Below are 16,715 nucleotides of genomic sequence, written 5' to 3' on the forward strand. Positions count from 1 at the left end.
GTGGCTGACTGGTATAGATAGGAATTATTTTGACACTCTCATTAACTGATTATATTGGCGCTTTTAGCCAAAGTGAAAATTTGGCTGCTGTTGCAGGTATTGGTCGCGGTATAGAGCGAGAGGCATTGCGAATATTGCCCGAAGGAAAGTTATCAGAGCATGGTCATTATCACCAACTTGGTTCAGCGCTAACTCATGGACAGATAACCACAGACTATTCAGAGACGTTACTTGAATTTATTACCCCAGTAAGTCACTCCCCCGAGCAAGCGATAGCTCAACTACAAGATATTCAAAAGTACACCTTTGATAATATTGACGGTGAACTGCTGTGGCCAATGAGCATGCCATGCTTTGTTACCGATGCTGAAAAAATACCACTAGCTCAGTATGGTAGCTCTAACATTGGTAAAATGAAGACTGTTTATCGTCAAGGTCTGAAAAATCGCTATGGCTCTATGATGCAAGTCATCTCAGGAATTCATTTTAATTTCTCATTTTCACAAGACTTCTGGCAGGTGCAACATAAGCTACATCAGACTGAAAAAATAGAGTCAGCAGTAGGTAAGCCCCTACCACTAGATGATTTTATTTCCGATCGCTATTTTTCCATCTTAAGAAATTACAAACGCTTTTGCTGGTTGATCCCCTATTTATACGGTAGCTCGCCGGCAATATGTAGCTCTTTTTTACAAGGTAAAGAGCATAATTTACCTTTTAAAAAGACACCTTTTGGTACGCTGTATCTTGAGTACGCGACCTCCTTACGCATGAGTGATTTAGGTTATACCAGCGCTGAACAATCGACCTTGAAAATTTGTTATAACAATTTGGCGGATTATGTTGCTGGTGTGCAACAAGCGACTAAATTAAAGTCGAAAGACTTTGCTGGCATTGGTGTTAAGGTTAATGGTCAATATCAGCAGTTGAACGACAATGTACTACAAATTGAAAATGAGCTCTATGCGCCTATTCGTCCCAAACGTGTCGCTAAATCTGGCGAGAAACCATCCGTTGCGTTAGGTGAACGTGGTGTCGAGTATATAGAAGTACGAGCACTTGATGTTAATCCTCTTTCAGATACTGGTATTAGCCTTGAGCAAGTGTATTTTTTAGATATATTCCTTACTTTTTGTGCTTTTGTTGATAATAAAGAGTTTGATTGTTCGGCACAAAAAATTCATGAGTCGAATATGAATGATGTGGTATTACGCGGTAGAGATCCCGAGTTATTATTGTCTGATACCAATAACCAGGGAGACGTTGTCCTAAAATCGGTGACTACTTGGGGTAATGAGATATTTGAGCAGCTGAAACTTGTGGCCGAGTTGTTAGATAAAGCTTACCAAACCAGTAATTACAGTGCCGCTATTGTTCGTGAGCAAGCTAAAATTAATGATGCCAATTTAACGCCTTCGGCACAGATATTAACGGCTATTCAAGAGCAGTCTTTGTCTCAGTATGCTTTAGATAAAGCTAGTAAATATCGACAGCAGGCAAAAGAACGGGATTACCAATTTTATAGCCAGACATTTTTTGACGAAAGTGTACCTGTATCTCATCAAGCGCAAGCGGATATAGAGGCCGCAGATGTACTAAATTTCGATGATTTTTTAGCTGACTATTTCGCCTAAAAGCCACGGGCAAGAGGTTAGGTGCACAATTGCTAGGTAAAGTAGAATAGTAATTGAGAGATAAAAAAAGCGCGTCAAGGCGACGCGCTGGTTATCTAAGTAAACAATACTTAAATCAAATGAAAGCAATCCAGGGAAGAATGTTTCAATTAGTAAGACGTGATAAAAGTTGATAAGTTCATTTATTTCAAAAAAATTATCCGTTAATGCCTTTATTATCAAATTATACTCTATGGCATCAATATTCATCCCTTAGCAGATGCCTCTCTTTATAGTTCTAATAGATAAAACTATGCCTCAGTACTGGCTAAATAGTTCGCTGATAAATCTTTAAAGATGGAAGCTCACTAATAAAAGCCGGAATAACATAGCTGTTATTCTACTTGCTGAATTTAAGGTGAAAAAAAGTGCTTAACCATAAATGTAAGCGCATAAAACATGAAAAGTCACTAATAAGAGCCGGCATAACAGAGTTGTTATTCAAGCTCTAAATTCTCATCAAAAAAAAACGCCCAACTACTTATTCTAGATAGGGGGACGCGTAAAACATGAAAAGTCACTAATAAGAGGCGGAATAACATAGCTGTTATTCCAGCTCTAAATTTTCATCAAAAAAAAACGCCCAACTACTTATTCCAGATAGGAGGACGCGTAAAACATGAAAAGTCACTAATAAGAGGCGGAATAACATAGCTGTTATTCCAGCTGTAAATTCTCATCAAAAAAAAACGCCCAACTAAAACTAGAGGGCGCATAAAACATGAAACACTAAGGGAATAACATAACTGTTAAGTAAGAGTGTGGCATTAATGTTTAGTTCAAATTATTTATCTTTATTTAACATTATTTCATAAATTAATTTTAAGCTAATAAATTTACTCGCAATAACTGCCATTGCTTTAGTGATTCTGGCATTATGAACAGTATATTTTCATAATTGTTATTTGTATATGCCTTCATGTAAAACGACCTTAGTTATCGCCGCAAGTGTTTTATTGCTCGCAAGTTGTGCCACCCCACCACCGAAAAACCCTGAGAATATATGTGAAATATTTCGTGAACATCGCGATTGGTATTTTGCTGCTAAAGATACCCGTGAACGTTGGGGCGTACCTATCCATGTACCTATGAGTATGATGTATCAAGAAAGCTCATTTCGTCACGATGCTTTGCCACCAAGAGACTATTTGTTAGGTTTTATCCCCTGGGGTAGGGTAAGTACTGCCTATGGGTATTCGCAAGCTAAAACGATGACTTGGAAAGACTATATGCGTGAGACAGGTAACTCAGGAGCAGATCGAGATGATTTTGATGACGCGATTGATTTTATGGGCTGGTTTATTTTTAAAACCCAAAAGGTGAATCGGGTTTCTAAGTGGGACGCATATAGCCAGTACTTAAATTACCACGAGGGTTGGGGGGGCTTTAAGCATAAAAGTTATAAGAAAAAACCTTGGTTAGTGAAAGTCGCACGTAAAGTGGATAACCGAGCTAGACGTTACAGTAGTCAATTAAAGAGTTGTGAAAAAGACCTAGATCATGGTTGGTTGTGGCGATTATTCTTTGATTAATCCAGCCATTACATGAAAGTCAGTATGATAGTCTTTAACCAGTCATTTTGTGTAAATGATAATAGTTACCCTGGGATAAAGCTTGTCCATTTGTTTTTTACATTATAAAACCAGCAAGCCTAGCTGTGATAATAGCTACAGCAATAGCCAGTGTTTTCATAAAATAAACAGAAAAAAAAGACTGCTTTTTTGTTAAATTTTTATTGAAATAACTAAATGCTGCTGCTGATAGGGTTGGCTATTGTTATCCACAGAAATTGTGGAGCGTTGAATAAGGTTATTCGAAAACCCTATTCTGTGGATAACTTTGTGATTAACTTTTTTCTGTTTAATTATTAATCTTCAGGGTTTTCATCAATATAATGTTCAGGCATTACCCGTACGGTTTTTATCTTATTGTCTGCAACATCAATGATCTCTACAGGGTAGCCAGAGATGCGTAAACTAATATTACTCTGTGGAATCTCTTCTAAGTATTCGAGAATCAAGCCATTAAGGGTTTTAGGACCATCTGTGGGCAATTTCCATGACATCTCTTTATTAATATCTCGGATACTCGCGCTACCATCGACTAAATAACTGCCATCAGGCTGCAAGTTAATTTCTTCACTGGTTGTTGGTGTCATGGTCGTAGTAAAGTCACCGACAATTTCTTCAAGAATATCTTCTAAAGTGACTAAACCTTGGATGTCGCCATATTCATCAACCACTAAACCCAAACGCTCTTTAGCACGTTGAAACTTTAATAATTGAATATTTAATGGTGTGCCTTCGGGAATAAAATATAATTCACGTACCGCTCTAAGTAATGTCGCCTTAGTAAATTGATTTTTTGATAAAAGCTTTAACGCATCTCGGGCATGTATATAACCGACCACATCATCTATGTTATCGCGATAAAGTAATACTCGAGTATGGTTTCCTTGAGTAAGTTGCTTTTGTATTTTTTTCCAATCAGCGTTAACATCTATCCCGACCAAATCACTGCGTGGGATCATGATATCTTCCACGACAACTTTTTCTAAGTCTAAAATACTGACCAACATATCTTGATCGCGTTTATGTAATAAAGCGCCAGATTCGTTTACTACGGTTTTTAATTCTTCACTACTGAGGCTATGTTGCTCTCTTTGGTCAGAATTTATGCCTAAAAGCATCAATATACCATTGGTTATCCAGTTTACTACTACCACCAGTGGGAAAAGTAATTTCAGTAATAAGCTTAAAATTATCGAACTAGGAAAGGCCACTTTTTCTGGGTACAGTGCGGCGAGTGTTTTAGGGGTAACCTCGGCAAAAATGAGGATCACAAAGGTTAACACTATAGTTGCAATCAAAATGCCCATATCACCAAATAAGCGTAAGCCTATTATGGTGGCAATAGCAGAAGCGGCAATGTTAACCAGGTTATTACCAATAAGAATTAATCCAATAAGGCGGTCTGGGCGAGCAAGTAATTTACTGACTCGCATAGCGCCTTTATGTTTTTGTTTTTCCAGGTGACGCAATCGATATCTGTTTAATGACATCATGCCGGTTTCTGAACCTGAAAAATAGGCCGATAAGAATATTAAGACGCCAAGAATGCTAAAGAGCATCTGGGTGGATATACTGTCCAAAAAGGGAATTTCCTCTATATAAAAGTAAAAGTTAAAAATAAAATGATTAGTGAATACGGCTAGCTTATACCAGCAATGTCATGGCGACAAGGGTAGGGATAAATAGTCGTTATTTATAAAATGAATTCTTTTACTAAGCGACTGCCAAAGTAAGCTAAGGTCAGTAAACCACTAGCACTGATCATTAACACTAATACTCGGTGACCACGCCAACCTTTTTGAAAGTGTCCCCATAGAATAAGGCTGTATGTAGCAAAGGCTAGTAATGATAGTACTGTTTTATGAGCATTTTTTTTCGCCAGAAAGTCATCGAGAAAAACAAAACCAATAACTTGACTTACAAATAGAATTACTGTGCCCAGGGTCAAAATGCTAAATAGTTGCTTCTCTACTTGCATAAGTGGTGGTAAATGAGCCACAGCGGTTAAGTTTTTTCTTTTTAGTTTTAAGTTAATATAGGTTACTTGGAACGCATATAAAGTAGCAATAATGAGTATACAATAAGCAATTAAGGCAAAACTGATATGGCTTAATAAAACGAATTTTTCTACCACCAAAGGAATGGATTCAATAGGCGGAAGAAAGAGTATGACTAACTGCCATAAACCGGTAAAGCCATAGACCACAGGTAGCAATAAATTGACTTTAAAGCGCAGCGCTACCAAGGTAACCACCACAGTGATAATTAAGCTGACTAAGGAAATTACATTGGGTAAATTAAAGTTGATACTGTCTTGGGAGAAAAATAATAAGCCATCATTAAAAGCATGAATTGCTATAGCAGCGGTAGCTAAACTTAATACTAAGGTGAGATTCGGTCCTTTAGGGTGAAATAATCGTGTGACGATTGCTAACGTCGCAAGTATATAAAGCAAAAAAGCTAAACTTGAACCTATAACCAAAAAATCCACTAACTAACCCCTAAAACGGCTGAACATATCCATTAAAAAATTGATTCTATCAGATTAAATCTTCTGCGCCATGTGATTCGTGTAAAGTATTGACTTAAATTAAAGAAAACCAAGGGGTATTTTATCAGTGCCTTAATGGATAAAAGATAATCAGTGAGTTCAGTCAAGTCATATATATTTCATTTTTATCCATACTAAATGACATGCAGGACTATCTGCTGTCGCATCTTAGCGATATTTGGGTATAATAGCAGCATTAACCTCACCCATATTTTGCTGTTAGAGTATTTCATGTTTGACAATCTTTCCGATCGCTTAAGTAAAACACTTAAAAACATTAGTGGCCGTGGCCGTTTAACCGAAGACAATATTAAAGATACCTTACGCGAAGTTCGTATGGCATTACTCGAAGCTGATGTCGCTTTGCCCGTCATTCGTGATTTTATTGCTAAAGTAAAAGAGCAAGCGGTTGGTACCGATGTTTCTAAAAGCCTTTCCCCAGGCCAAGTTTTTGTCAAAATTGTACAAAAAGAACTTGAAGCAGCCATGGGTGAAGTCAATGAAGGGCTTGACTTAAAAGCGGCGCCACCAGCCGTAATATTAATGGCGGGTCTGCAAGGCGCAGGTAAAACAACCTCCGTTGCTAAGTTGGCAAAATTTTTAACCGAACGAGAAAAGAAAAAAGTACTGGTGGTCAGTGTCGATGTCTATCGCCCAGCAGCCATAAAGCAACTTGAAACCTTAGCCAAAGAAATTGATGTTGCTTTTTTCCCTAGTGATGACAAACAAAAACCTATTGATATAGCTACTGCTGCTGTTGATCATGCGAAGAAAAACTTTTTCGATGTACTTATTGTCGATACCGCGGGTCGTTTACATATAGATAAAGACATGATGGCCGAGATTCAGCAGCTTCATGCCGCCATTAATCCGATAGAAACCCTCTTCACTGTTGATGCCATGACAGGTCAAGATGCGGCGAATACCGCCAAAGCCTTCAATGAAGCTTTACCGTTAACAGGTATTATCTTAACCAAAACCGATGGTGATGCCCGTGGTGGTGCAGCGCTTTCTATTCGTCATATTACCGGTAAACCTATTAAATTTATGGGCGTCGGTGAAAAAATTGAAGCGTTAGAGCCTTTCCATCCTGATCGTATTGCCTCGCGTATCTTGGGTATGGGTGATGTGCTCTCGCTGGTTGAAGAAATAGAGCACAAGCTTGATATAAAACAAGCCGAGAAATTAGCCAAAAAAGTCAAAAGCGGTAAGGGTTTTAACTTAGAAGACTTCCGTGACCAGCTCGTACAAATGAAAAATATGGGCGGCATGATGGGCATGATGGATAAACTTCCAGGCATGGGCAATATGTCGGCTAAAATAAAAGATCAAATGGATGACAAGGTAACCGTGCGCATGGAAGCGATTATAAACTCTATGACACCGGGCGAGCGTGAACGTCCTGATGTTATTAAAGGCTCACGTAAACGTCGTATTGCGGCTGGATCGGGCACTCAAATTCAAGATGTGAATAAATTACTTAAGCAATTTACTCAAATGCAAAAAATGATGAAAAAAATGTCAGGCAAAGGCGGCATGAAAAAAATGATGCGCAGCATGCAGGGCATGATGCCACCAGGTGGCGGCATGGGCGGCGGTATGGGTGGTATGTTCGGCCGTTAATACACATTTTTTAAAATAAAAATGATGCACTTGTACAACATAAGGCAAGGTATGATGCCTTATGTTGGCGGCATGTTTGGCCGTTAATACACATTTTTTACATAGTTAATTATTCTATTAAAGGTCGCATTTGCGGCCTTTTTTATTTTTCAGGGTTATGCAGTTAGCTCAGCACGTCGTTGTAAACGTCATCTACGAAGTCTCTGATCGAAGATCCATTGCTTTTAGAAGCAGGATCTACTATTGACACCACGGGGATGACGAGCCTGAACCATGTGCATAGGCACGTTATTTTATTTAATTCCCTTGCTATAGTTGCTCATTTTTAGCCTTCGTTACTATAAATCAATAAAAGTAACATTAATTCACATCTTTATGAGATTTATTCGCATTTGTGTTTAGACTTGTGTATTATGCGGGCAATTAAAAAATACAAAATAGCTCGACACTTTAATGGTATGTCTCTCATCGCGAAATACTTTGAGATAACAAGTTAAGGTCGTATTGAGCACAATTGGAGTAGTAATGAAATTTCAAAGAAAAGCACTCGCTATAGCAGTTATGGTAGCAACTTCAGCACTAAGCGCTTGTTCAAGTGATGATATTGAAGAAATAATCAACCTGGCACCTACTGAAATTAAACTTGAGGCATCTTTTGCTTTACACGATGGTGAAGTAGGTATTGTTGTCGATGAGAATGAAGTAGGTGCGGATATTGCTACTCTAAAAACCATTGACTTAGATATTGACGAGTTATTTTCATATGTCACTGATAATGAATATTTTGTTATCAAGGGTGCTAAATTAAAGCTTGCTGATGGGTACGCTCTAGATTATGAAAAAGAAAAAGAAGTCACATTCAATATCACAGTAACTGATAAAGATAGCAATGAATATACACAGGAAGTAACAATTAACGTAAGAGACTTGTTTGAACATGTTCCTAACTACTACGACTTTTCTAGTGAGTTAGTTAAAGACGATAAGTATAAAAAATCAAGTGTTTCTTACGGCGGTCAATTAGCACGTCATGCATTAATTGCAGAATTAAAGCACTACATTGGTAAAGGTGGTTTACAAGCTGATTTAGATAACGGAGATTTACCGTCTAAAGAAGCAGTTATTGCTAAATTAAATACTTATTTTGACGGTAAGAGTGAAGATTGGATCGATGGTGTTTTTCCAATAACCTTTATTGATGCCAAGCAAAAAACCTTTAGTGATATCTCTTCAGGTCATAAAACCTTAAAAGGTAAGGTTGCTGGTAATGATAACTGGGGACAGTCAAAAGATTGGAATGATGGTGACTTTGCTGGTTGGGGCACAAAAGGCACAATTACGCCAACAGGCTTAATCGAGAGTTTCTTTGAGCAGCTTGCTGATAATGCCATGGAAAACCTAGGTGGTGAGCGTTATGCTCCAGGTACTGACACCAAAATTGCTGTTTACGTAAATTATGACGGTACTGATTTAAACCAATTAATTCAAAAATTCTTATTAATGTCTGTGACTTATGCGCAAGGGACAGATGATTATTTAAATGAAAATAAAGGTTTAAAGGCAGATAACATAACTGGTGATAAGGATGGTGATAAAAATTACACCTCATTAGAGCATCAATTTGATGAAGGATTTGGTTACTTTGGCGCAGCACGTGATTATTTAGCTTATAACGACAATGAAATCGCTGGCAAGGTGTCTTCTGATGAAGATGGTCGTAGTGACTGGAATGGTCAACACGACACAAATGGTGATGGTAAGATTGATTTAATGTCAGAGAAAAATTTTGGCAACTCAATAAATGCCGCTAAACGTGACCGTGGTTCAAAAGATAATGCTGCTGCAACTGATTACACTAAGCAAGCGATGGATGCTTTCTTAAGTGGCCGTAAGCTAATTAATGACAATGCCGGTACGGCGTTAACTGAAGCTCAAATGACAGAGCTTTTAGGCTACCGTGACTCTGCCGTTGATGCATGGGAACGAGCAATTGCTGCAACAGTTGTCCATTATATTAATGACTTACATGCTGATTTAGCTAAAGTAGGTACAACTGAGTTCGACTTTGCTACAACGGCTAAGCACTTCTCTGAACTTAAAGGGTTTGCTTTAGGTTTACAGTTTAACCCTTACTCGCCTATTACAGATGAGCAGTTCGAAGCAATGCACATCTTATTTAAAGATGCACCGGTTTTAACTGGGGATGTTGTGGCATATCAAGCTGGTCTGATTAAAGCGCGTGATATCTTGCAAACAGCATTAAGTTTTGATGCTGAAAATGTCGCGAACTGGTAGACGTTTATTGTTAGCCTAAGGTATTAAAACCAAGGGCTAACACCTTAAAATTTAAATAAAGCTTGAACAGGGATGTTGTTCGAGCTTTGTTGCGTTTAAATACTTAGTAACTTGCATTATGGTGCAAGGGGCAATTCTTGCCCATGTATAAGTAGAGTAAAGGTAAGATAATCATGAAGTATTCCCAAGCACTTTCTTTAGCTCTTTCATTCAATAAGAAGCTTATTTTTGTGGCACTGGCCTCTGTGTTTCTAGTTAGCGCTTGTGGCGAAGGCAATAGCAACTCTAGTGGTGATGGTTTTAGTAGTAGAACCGTTAATGAAGATAGCGACAGTAATACTGGCGCGGGGGGAGATGACAGCAGTAATGGTAGTAATACTGGCACTGGAGGAGATCCCGCTAATGGAACTGATGATAACAACCAGAGTAATGATAGTAGCTTTGATCAAGGTAAGTTAATTGCCAGTATTGTCGATAAGGTAATCACGCCAACTTACCAAGAATTCTCAACGCTAGCAGCTGCCCAGCAACAAGCGATTAACGTTTATTGCCAACAAGAAGAAGCTCTTGCTGACAATAATGGTAGTGACTCATTAGTGAGTGAAGCCAAAGTATTGGCGAAAGACAGCTGGCGTAATGCCATGGATAGCTGGCAACAAGCGGATATGATGCAATTGTCTCCTCTACTTATTGGTGATGGCGCATTACGTAATAATATCTATTCATGGCCAACACAAAATACTTGTGGCGTTGACCTTGATGTTACTTATTTTAAAGCCGGCACTGTAAATGGCCAGCCTTATGATATTGCTACCCGTACCGCTTCACGTAAAAGCATGGTCGCCTTAGAGTATTTACTATTTAATGACAACCTCACTCATAGCTGTACTGGTTCAACAGTGCCAAGCCAATGGAATAACCAAACCGAACAATACCGTAAAGTCGCACGCTGTGCATATGCCAGTGAAGTGGCCAGTGATATTGAACATAATGCTAATGAGCTATTAACTGCTTGGTTAGGCAGTGATGGTCATGGTGGTTATGCCGCTAAGCTTAAGTCAGCTGGTACCCTAGGTAGTGATTTTGCTACCCAGCATGATGCGGTAAATGAATTAAGTGATGCCATATTTTATCTAGATAAGTCGACTAAAGACAGTAAGCTTGCTCAGCCACTTGGCTTATTTGCTAATGAATGTGGTGCCCAAGCTTGCCCTGAATCCGTTGAAGCAAAATACGCAAATCACTCGATAATCAATATCACTAATAACTTACGCGCTTTAAAAATGTTTATGCAGGGTAGCTTAACTGCTGATGAAGTCGATGCCTTAGGTTTTAGCCATTATTTAATTGATGTTGGCGATGAGGTTACTGCTGATATCATTACCGATCATGTAGAACTAGCCATAGAAGAAACTGAAAATTATCAACTATCTTTGGCGGCAACCTTAGTAGCTGATCCAGATAAAGTATTAGTCACCCATGGTGAGGTAAAAAATATTACCGATAAGTTAAAAAGCGATTTTATTACCAGTTTAGCTTTAGAGTTACCTCAAACCGCCGCTGGAGATAATGATTAATGCTTAATAACACTATTAACAACTTTGCTTTTTCTACCACCGCACTTGCGCTCTCCATTGCTTTATCTACTTGTTTAGTACCGGTATCCAAGGCAATAGCCGCTGATGACATTAATGCTAACAATTCTGCAGATAATGCTCAAACAAGCGCGAGTATTACTGGTAATATTGAGGCAATTGCCAAGGACGTGAATAAGAAAATTGACTTTGTTGAACGTATACAAATTATTGGCCATGGTAATAAATTAAGAACCGAAGGTGGCTCAGCCACTTTAATTGGTGAAGCAGAGTTAGACAAATTTAAGTTTGATGATATTAATCGAGTGCTTTATAACGTGCCCGGCGTTAACATTCGTGAAGAAGATGGCTATGGCTTAAGACCTAATATAGGCTTTCGTGGTTCGACCCCTGAGCGTAGTAAAAAAATCACCGTGATGGAAGACGGTATTTTAATTGGTCCCGCACCTTATTCAGCGCCTGCTGCTTATTATTTCCCTATGATGTCTAAAATGACGTCTCTAGAAGTATTTAAAGGCCCTGCGGCAATTAAATATGGCCCCAATACCGTTGCTGGCGCACTAAATATGACTACTCGCGCAGTACCTGATGCTCAAGAAGGCATAGTAGATGTGTCAGCTGGCTCTGATGGCTACACTAAGGTTCATGGTTATTACGGCACTAACATTGGCGATCTTGGCGTGTTAATTGAAGCCATAAATATGCAAGCCGATGGTTTTAAAGAGCTTGATGGTGGCGGCTCTACGCTTTATGGCAAGGGTGATGGCAATACCGGTTTTGATAAAAACGATATTATGGCCAAGTTTCGTTATGACTTAACTACTGGCAGCGTTGACCATACCTTTGGTTTAAAGCTTTCTTATGCCGACGAAAAATCTAATGAAACCTACCTAGGGTTAACCGACGACGATTTTTATGTCAACCCTGATCGCCGTTATGTTGCTAGTGAGCTGGATAATATGGACTGGCAGCATTCACAATTCCAGTTCACCCATTTTATGCAAACCAATAGTTTCGATATCACCACCCGTGTCTATCGCAATAATTTTGAACGTTCATGGTTTAAAATAAATGGTTTCAAAAAGTTTGATAATCGATATCGAGATTTACAGGATATTTTAGCAAACCCTGAAGATGATGATAACGTGGGTTTTTATCAGATATTAACTGGACAAGCCGATAGTATCGAAGAGCATGAAAAAATTATTATTGGTGATAATGCCCGTGAATATTTTTCACAAGGCATTCAAACCGAGCTTTATTTTGAACAAGTGCTGTTTGGCTTAAATCATAAATTTAATGTTGGTGCTCGTTTTCATCAAGATCAAATAGAACGTAACCATACCGAAGACAGTTATGATATGCGTGACGGACATCTAGTCAGTGATGGTGAAGCGCAAGTACACACCACTACTAACCGTGAAAAAACCGATGCAATAGCAGTCTTTTTTAAAGACACCATCAAATATGATGCCCTTGCTATAACGCTAGGCTTACGCGGCGAATTTATTGATTCTACTTATCAAAACCGCGCTGTTGGTAAAGAAGATGATTGGCAAAAGAAAAGCTCTCATATCTGGTTACCTAGTTTAAGTCTTTTTTATACGGTAAATGAAAACCTAGGCTTTCTCTTTGGTGTCCATGAAGGTTTTATTCCTACCAGTCCGAAAGAAGGTCCAGAAACTGAAATTGAAAATAGCGTTAACTACGAAATCGGTGGCCGTTTCTATAAAGGCGACCTGCAAGGTGAAGCGGTATTCTTCTATAATGATATGAGTAATTTAAAAGAGAGTTGTTCATTTTCTACCGCATCATCTTGTGGTGAAAGTTTAGACAAAGAGTTTAACGGCGGTGAAGTGGATGTTTACGGTTTGGAATTTTCCACCAGTTATACTGCTAAGCTCAGCGAAGGGTTAGATGTACCCATGTCAATTGTTTACACCTACACGGACTCAGAATTTAAAAACACTTTTGTTTCCGGTTTCAGTATGTGGGGTTCAATTACCGAGGGCGATGGTCTGCCTTACCTTGCCGAGCATCAGTTAACCCTTAATTTAGGCTTAACGGCGGAGCAGTGGGATATCAATTTTATTGCTCGTTATGTCGGTGAAATGCAGGAGGTGTCTGGTAAGGCAACAACACCAGAAGGAGATCCTGTTGAAAAAATATATTTAGAAGGGGCAACAACAGAAGCTTATGTGGTGGTTGATTTATCTGCCAGTTATTATCTTGGTCAATACGGTAAGGTTTATATTAAAGCGGATAATATTTTTGATAGCCAAGAAATTGTCAGCCGCAGACCTTATGGTGCTAGGCCGAGTAAACCACAAATGCTGTTTGTTGGTTATCAGTATAACTTCTAAAGGTATGCGGCATGTTTTATCGGTATAATTTACCGCTATAAGTTATCGGCATAAAATACGCCACGCGCTATAAGTGTGTGGTGTTTCAGCCCGTGCTTTAACGCTTGTTATACTAAATCCAGACAGGATGCGCTGTTTTGATTTAGTATAACGAGTTATATATATTTTAAAATTTGTTAGGTGGTTTTGTGCTCGATTTTTTATCAATTAATTTAACCGAGCTCAGCCAATATTTTTTTGATGCCAATAAACGTATTTACATTGTTTATCTACTTTCCGCACTAGCATTAGCTATCCCAGTATATTGGCTTAAATTCTCTCGTTTTTCCCTGCTGCCATTCTTACGCTTTGTTTTTCCAAAATCCATTTATACGCATAAATCGGCACGACAGGATTATGTACTCTTAGTGGTTAACAAGCTGATTAAATCGGCACTTTTTCCACTGGTTGTTATCACCATGGCGCCCATCGCTATTGGTGTTTCATCTGCCATAGAGGCTGTCTTTGGCTATATTGAGCCGATTGCTTTATCTAGCGCCGCAATTATAACTATATTCACGGTATTACTGTTTTTGTTTGATGATTTTACCCGTTTTTTATTACATTATATTTTGCATAAATTTCCCTTGTTATGGGAGTTTCATAAGGTACATCACTCAGCTTTAGTACTAACACCCTTTACCATTTATCGCAGCCATCCCGTTGAAAGCTTACTGTACGCCTTTAGAATGACACTAACACAAGGTTTTGTGGTCGGACTCTGTTATTACTTTTTTGGTCCGACATTAAAGATGTACGATATTTTAGGGGCTAACGCATTGGTTTTTTTGTTTAATTTCTTTGGCTCAAATTTACGCCATAGCCATATTTGGTTAAGCTGGGGCGATAAAGTGGAAAACTACTTGATAAGCCCAGCTCAACACCAAATACATCACAGTGATAACCCCAAGCACTTTGATAGAAACTTTGGCGCCGCCCTAGCTGTTTGGGACAGACTTTTTTCTTGCCACATTAAAGCCTCACAAGTGGGCAAAATTACTTATGGCATTAGTGTCAATCACAAAGGGCACAACAGTTTGCTGCAAATCTATTTTGAACCTTTCAAAAAGGCGGCTCAAAGCCTCTTACCTAAGCGATAATGAAGCAGGTGGTGTTTAACTGCTTGTTAACTATTTTCTTCTAGGCTAGCTATACTTGTTTACCAGTCACATAATTTAGCAGTGTTTATAGCGTTAAACGCTAAGCTAATTAACGTGCTCGGGCGGCAGCAAGCTCATTGTTTACTTAGGTTATTAAACTATGCAGATAAACTCTAGGCTTTAGTTATGGACTTTAATTGAGGTACTCGACTATATGGCTAAAAACAATGCTCGCAAAAATATAGCTCGTCTACCAACGGGCAAGCCTGAAAATGTCGGCTTTTTTAAACGTTTTGCTTTTGCCTTTGAAAGCGTGTTTATTATCCTTATTACCGCAGGTTCACTCTGGCTAACGCGCTTGCTAGATGTGCCTGAATTTGTCAGACAATTATCTAGTCAGCAACAACATTGGCGATTAGATGAAATCATTACCCTAGCCAGTGTTACCGTGCTTGGCTTATTAATATTATTGACTCGCTATAGCTTATATTTGCGAAAAAAAATCCAGCAACAATTTATTGCCGAAGAAGAAATTAAACGCCTGGCCTTTTTTGATAGCTTAACTAACCTACCTAACCAAGCACTTTGCCACGATCGCTTGCAACATGCTTTATCCCGTGCCGAAAGAAATAGCACGCCAATAGCGGTGTTATTTATTGGCATTCAAGACTTTAAGGCTGTTAATGATAAACAAGGTCATGAGGGGGGCGATAAGTTACTGCAACAGGCCGCCAAGCGTTTATCAAGCGAGTTACGTTCAGGTGACACTTTAGCGAGAATTACCGGGGTGGAGTTCCTTATTATACTTGAATCAATGTCGCCCACTGAGGATATAAACGCTTTTGCAGCTAAGTTAATTGTCAAACTGGCTAAGTGCTACCGGATAGCTATGCAAGAAATGTATATAACCAGTAATATTGGTATTGCTGTCTATCCAAATGATGGCGAGCATAGTAAAGAATTAATTAAACATGCCGATACTGCGATGTGTTTTGCTAAGGAACAGGGCCGTAATAGCTTGGCTTTTTTCTCTAAGGAGCTGCAAGAACAAGTCAATACCAAGAAAAAAATTGCTGAACAATTACTTGATGCCATGGACAAGGAAGAATTCACTTTACACTACCAACCCATAGTATCAACTGCCTCAAATGAAATCATTGCTGTTGAAGCATTATTGCGCTGGCATAATGACTTACTCGGTGATTTGGCCCCCGATGTATTTATTCCTATCGCTGAGGAAATTGGCATTATTACAAAAATTGGTGATTGGGTACTTAACCAAGCTTGTTTACAAAACAAATCTTGGCAGCAACAAGGCTACCCGGGGTTAGTGATAGCCGTTAATATGTCTGTTATGCAATTAAGCATAACGGATCTTTCTAGCACAGTTGCTGATTCGTTAGCGGCTAGTCATTTAGAGCCTCAATATTTAGAATTAGAGTTTACTGAAAATACACTAATGAAAGATGCTAAGCAGTCTATAGTGCAACTGAGGCAATTGAGTACTTTAGGTGTTTCTATCGCCCTTGATGATTTTGGTACCGGTTATTCATCAATAAAATATCTAGCTAAGTTCAAACTTAATAAATTAAAAATAGACGGTATTTTTATAAAAAACATTCCTAAAAGTGCCGCAGATGTTATGGCTACTCGAGCCATTATTGCTTTAGCTCGGCAATTAAAATTACATATAACCGCAGAGGGGGTTGAAACTGCCGAGCAGCGTGAGTTTTTGGCGGTTAGTTGCGTGGACTCTATGCAGGGCTATCATTATAGTCGCCCCGTTGATGCCAAGGCATTTGCACTGCTGTTAAAATCCCCTCCTTGGCTGCAAACTCCCCAAGAGTTAGACTAAGTGTTGAACTAAGGTAGCATCCCTTTTACGTCATATGTTCAAATATATGT

General features: G+C 38.8%; 10 protein-coding genes. 8 read left to right on the top strand and 2 right to left on the bottom strand.

The window, feature by feature from the left end; translation table 11 throughout:
- Positions 1-29: 29 nt before the first annotated feature.
- Complete coding sequence (gene gshA, locus MTCD1_RS07610) at positions 30-1,634, top strand: glutamate--cysteine ligase (RefSeq protein WP_057181888.1); 1,605 nt, start codon at positions 30-32, stop codon at positions 1,632-1,634.
- Between the two features lie 950 nt (positions 1,635-2,584).
- Entirely contained in the window at positions 2,585-3,205 is a 621-nt protein-coding gene (locus tag MTCD1_RS07615; protein ID WP_057181886.1) for a transglycosylase SLT domain-containing protein, read from the top strand.
- Between the two features lie 335 nt (positions 3,206-3,540).
- On the opposite strand, the gene MTCD1_RS07620 is transcribed toward MTCD1_RS07615, so the two are convergent.
- Entirely contained in the window at positions 3,541-4,824 is a 1,284-nt protein-coding gene (locus MTCD1_RS07620) for an HlyC/CorC family transporter (protein ID WP_057181885.1), read from the bottom strand.
- Positions 4,825-4,937: 113 nt separating this feature from the next.
- The gene (locus tag MTCD1_RS07625) at positions 4,938-5,735 is read right to left on the bottom strand and encodes a cytochrome C assembly family protein (protein ID WP_057181884.1); all 798 of its coding nucleotides are present in this window, start codon (positions 5,733-5,735) and stop codon (positions 4,938-4,940) included.
- Between the two features lie 291 nt (positions 5,736-6,026).
- Between MTCD1_RS07625 and ffh the strand changes: the two genes are divergently transcribed.
- From ffh to MTCD1_RS07655, 6 genes are all read left to right on the top strand, one after another.
- Positions 6,027-7,418, top strand: coding sequence for a signal recognition particle protein (ffh, locus tag MTCD1_RS07630; RefSeq protein ID WP_057181883.1), 1,392 nt, complete (start codon positions 6,027-6,029; stop codon positions 7,416-7,418).
- Between the two features lie 525 nt (positions 7,419-7,943).
- Entirely contained in the window at positions 7,944-9,713 is a 1,770-nt protein-coding gene (locus MTCD1_RS07635; RefSeq protein ID WP_057181882.1) for a DUF4856 domain-containing protein, read from the top strand.
- A 173-nt stretch (positions 9,714-9,886) separates the two neighbouring features.
- On the top strand, positions 9,887-11,290 hold the full coding sequence (locus tag MTCD1_RS07640) for an imelysin family protein (RefSeq protein WP_057181881.1): 1,404 nt from the start codon (positions 9,887-9,889) through the stop codon (positions 11,288-11,290).
- Positions 11,290-13,671: a TonB-dependent receptor family protein gene (locus tag MTCD1_RS07645; protein WP_057181880.1), complete on the top strand. Its 2,382-nt coding sequence runs from the start codon at positions 11,290-11,292 to the stop codon at positions 13,669-13,671. Before MTCD1_RS07640 ends, MTCD1_RS07645 begins: the two co-directional genes overlap by 1 nt.
- 188 nt (positions 13,672-13,859) lie before the next feature.
- Complete coding sequence (locus MTCD1_RS07650; protein ID WP_057181879.1) at positions 13,860-14,810, top strand: sterol desaturase family protein; 951 nt, start codon at positions 13,860-13,862, stop codon at positions 14,808-14,810.
- Positions 14,811-15,024: 214 nt separating this feature from the next.
- The gene (locus tag MTCD1_RS07655) at positions 15,025-16,665 is read left to right on the top strand and encodes a putative bifunctional diguanylate cyclase/phosphodiesterase (RefSeq protein WP_057181878.1); all 1,641 of its coding nucleotides are present in this window, start codon (positions 15,025-15,027) and stop codon (positions 16,663-16,665) included.
- Positions 16,666-16,715 lie beyond the last annotated feature (50 nt).

It is taken from the genome of Colwellia marinimaniae (assembly GCF_002207865.1).
Taxonomy (GTDB): Bacteria; Pseudomonadota; Gammaproteobacteria; order Enterobacterales; family Alteromonadaceae; genus Colwellia; species Colwellia marinimaniae.

Bases quoted from the DNA above. Each gene is read 5' to 3' on its own strand.
- MTCD1_RS07640 (WP_057181881.1), top strand. From the start codon at position 9,887: ATGAAGTATTCCCAAGCACTTTCTTTAGCTCTTTCATTCAATAAGAAG.
- MTCD1_RS07645 (WP_057181880.1), top strand. From the start codon at position 11,290: ATGCTTAATAACACTATTAACAACTTTGCTTTTTCTACCACCGCACTT.
- ffh (WP_057181883.1), top strand. From the start codon at position 6,027: ATGTTTGACAATCTTTCCGATCGCTTAAGTAAAACACTTAAAAACATT.
- MTCD1_RS07615 (WP_057181886.1), top strand. From the start codon at position 2,585: ATGCCTTCATGTAAAACGACCTTAGTTATCGCCGCAAGTGTTTTATTG.
- MTCD1_RS07635 (WP_057181882.1), top strand. From the start codon at position 7,944: ATGAAATTTCAAAGAAAAGCACTCGCTATAGCAGTTATGGTAGCAACT.
- MTCD1_RS07655 (WP_057181878.1), top strand. From the start codon at position 15,025: ATGGCTAAAAACAATGCTCGCAAAAATATAGCTCGTCTACCAACGGGC.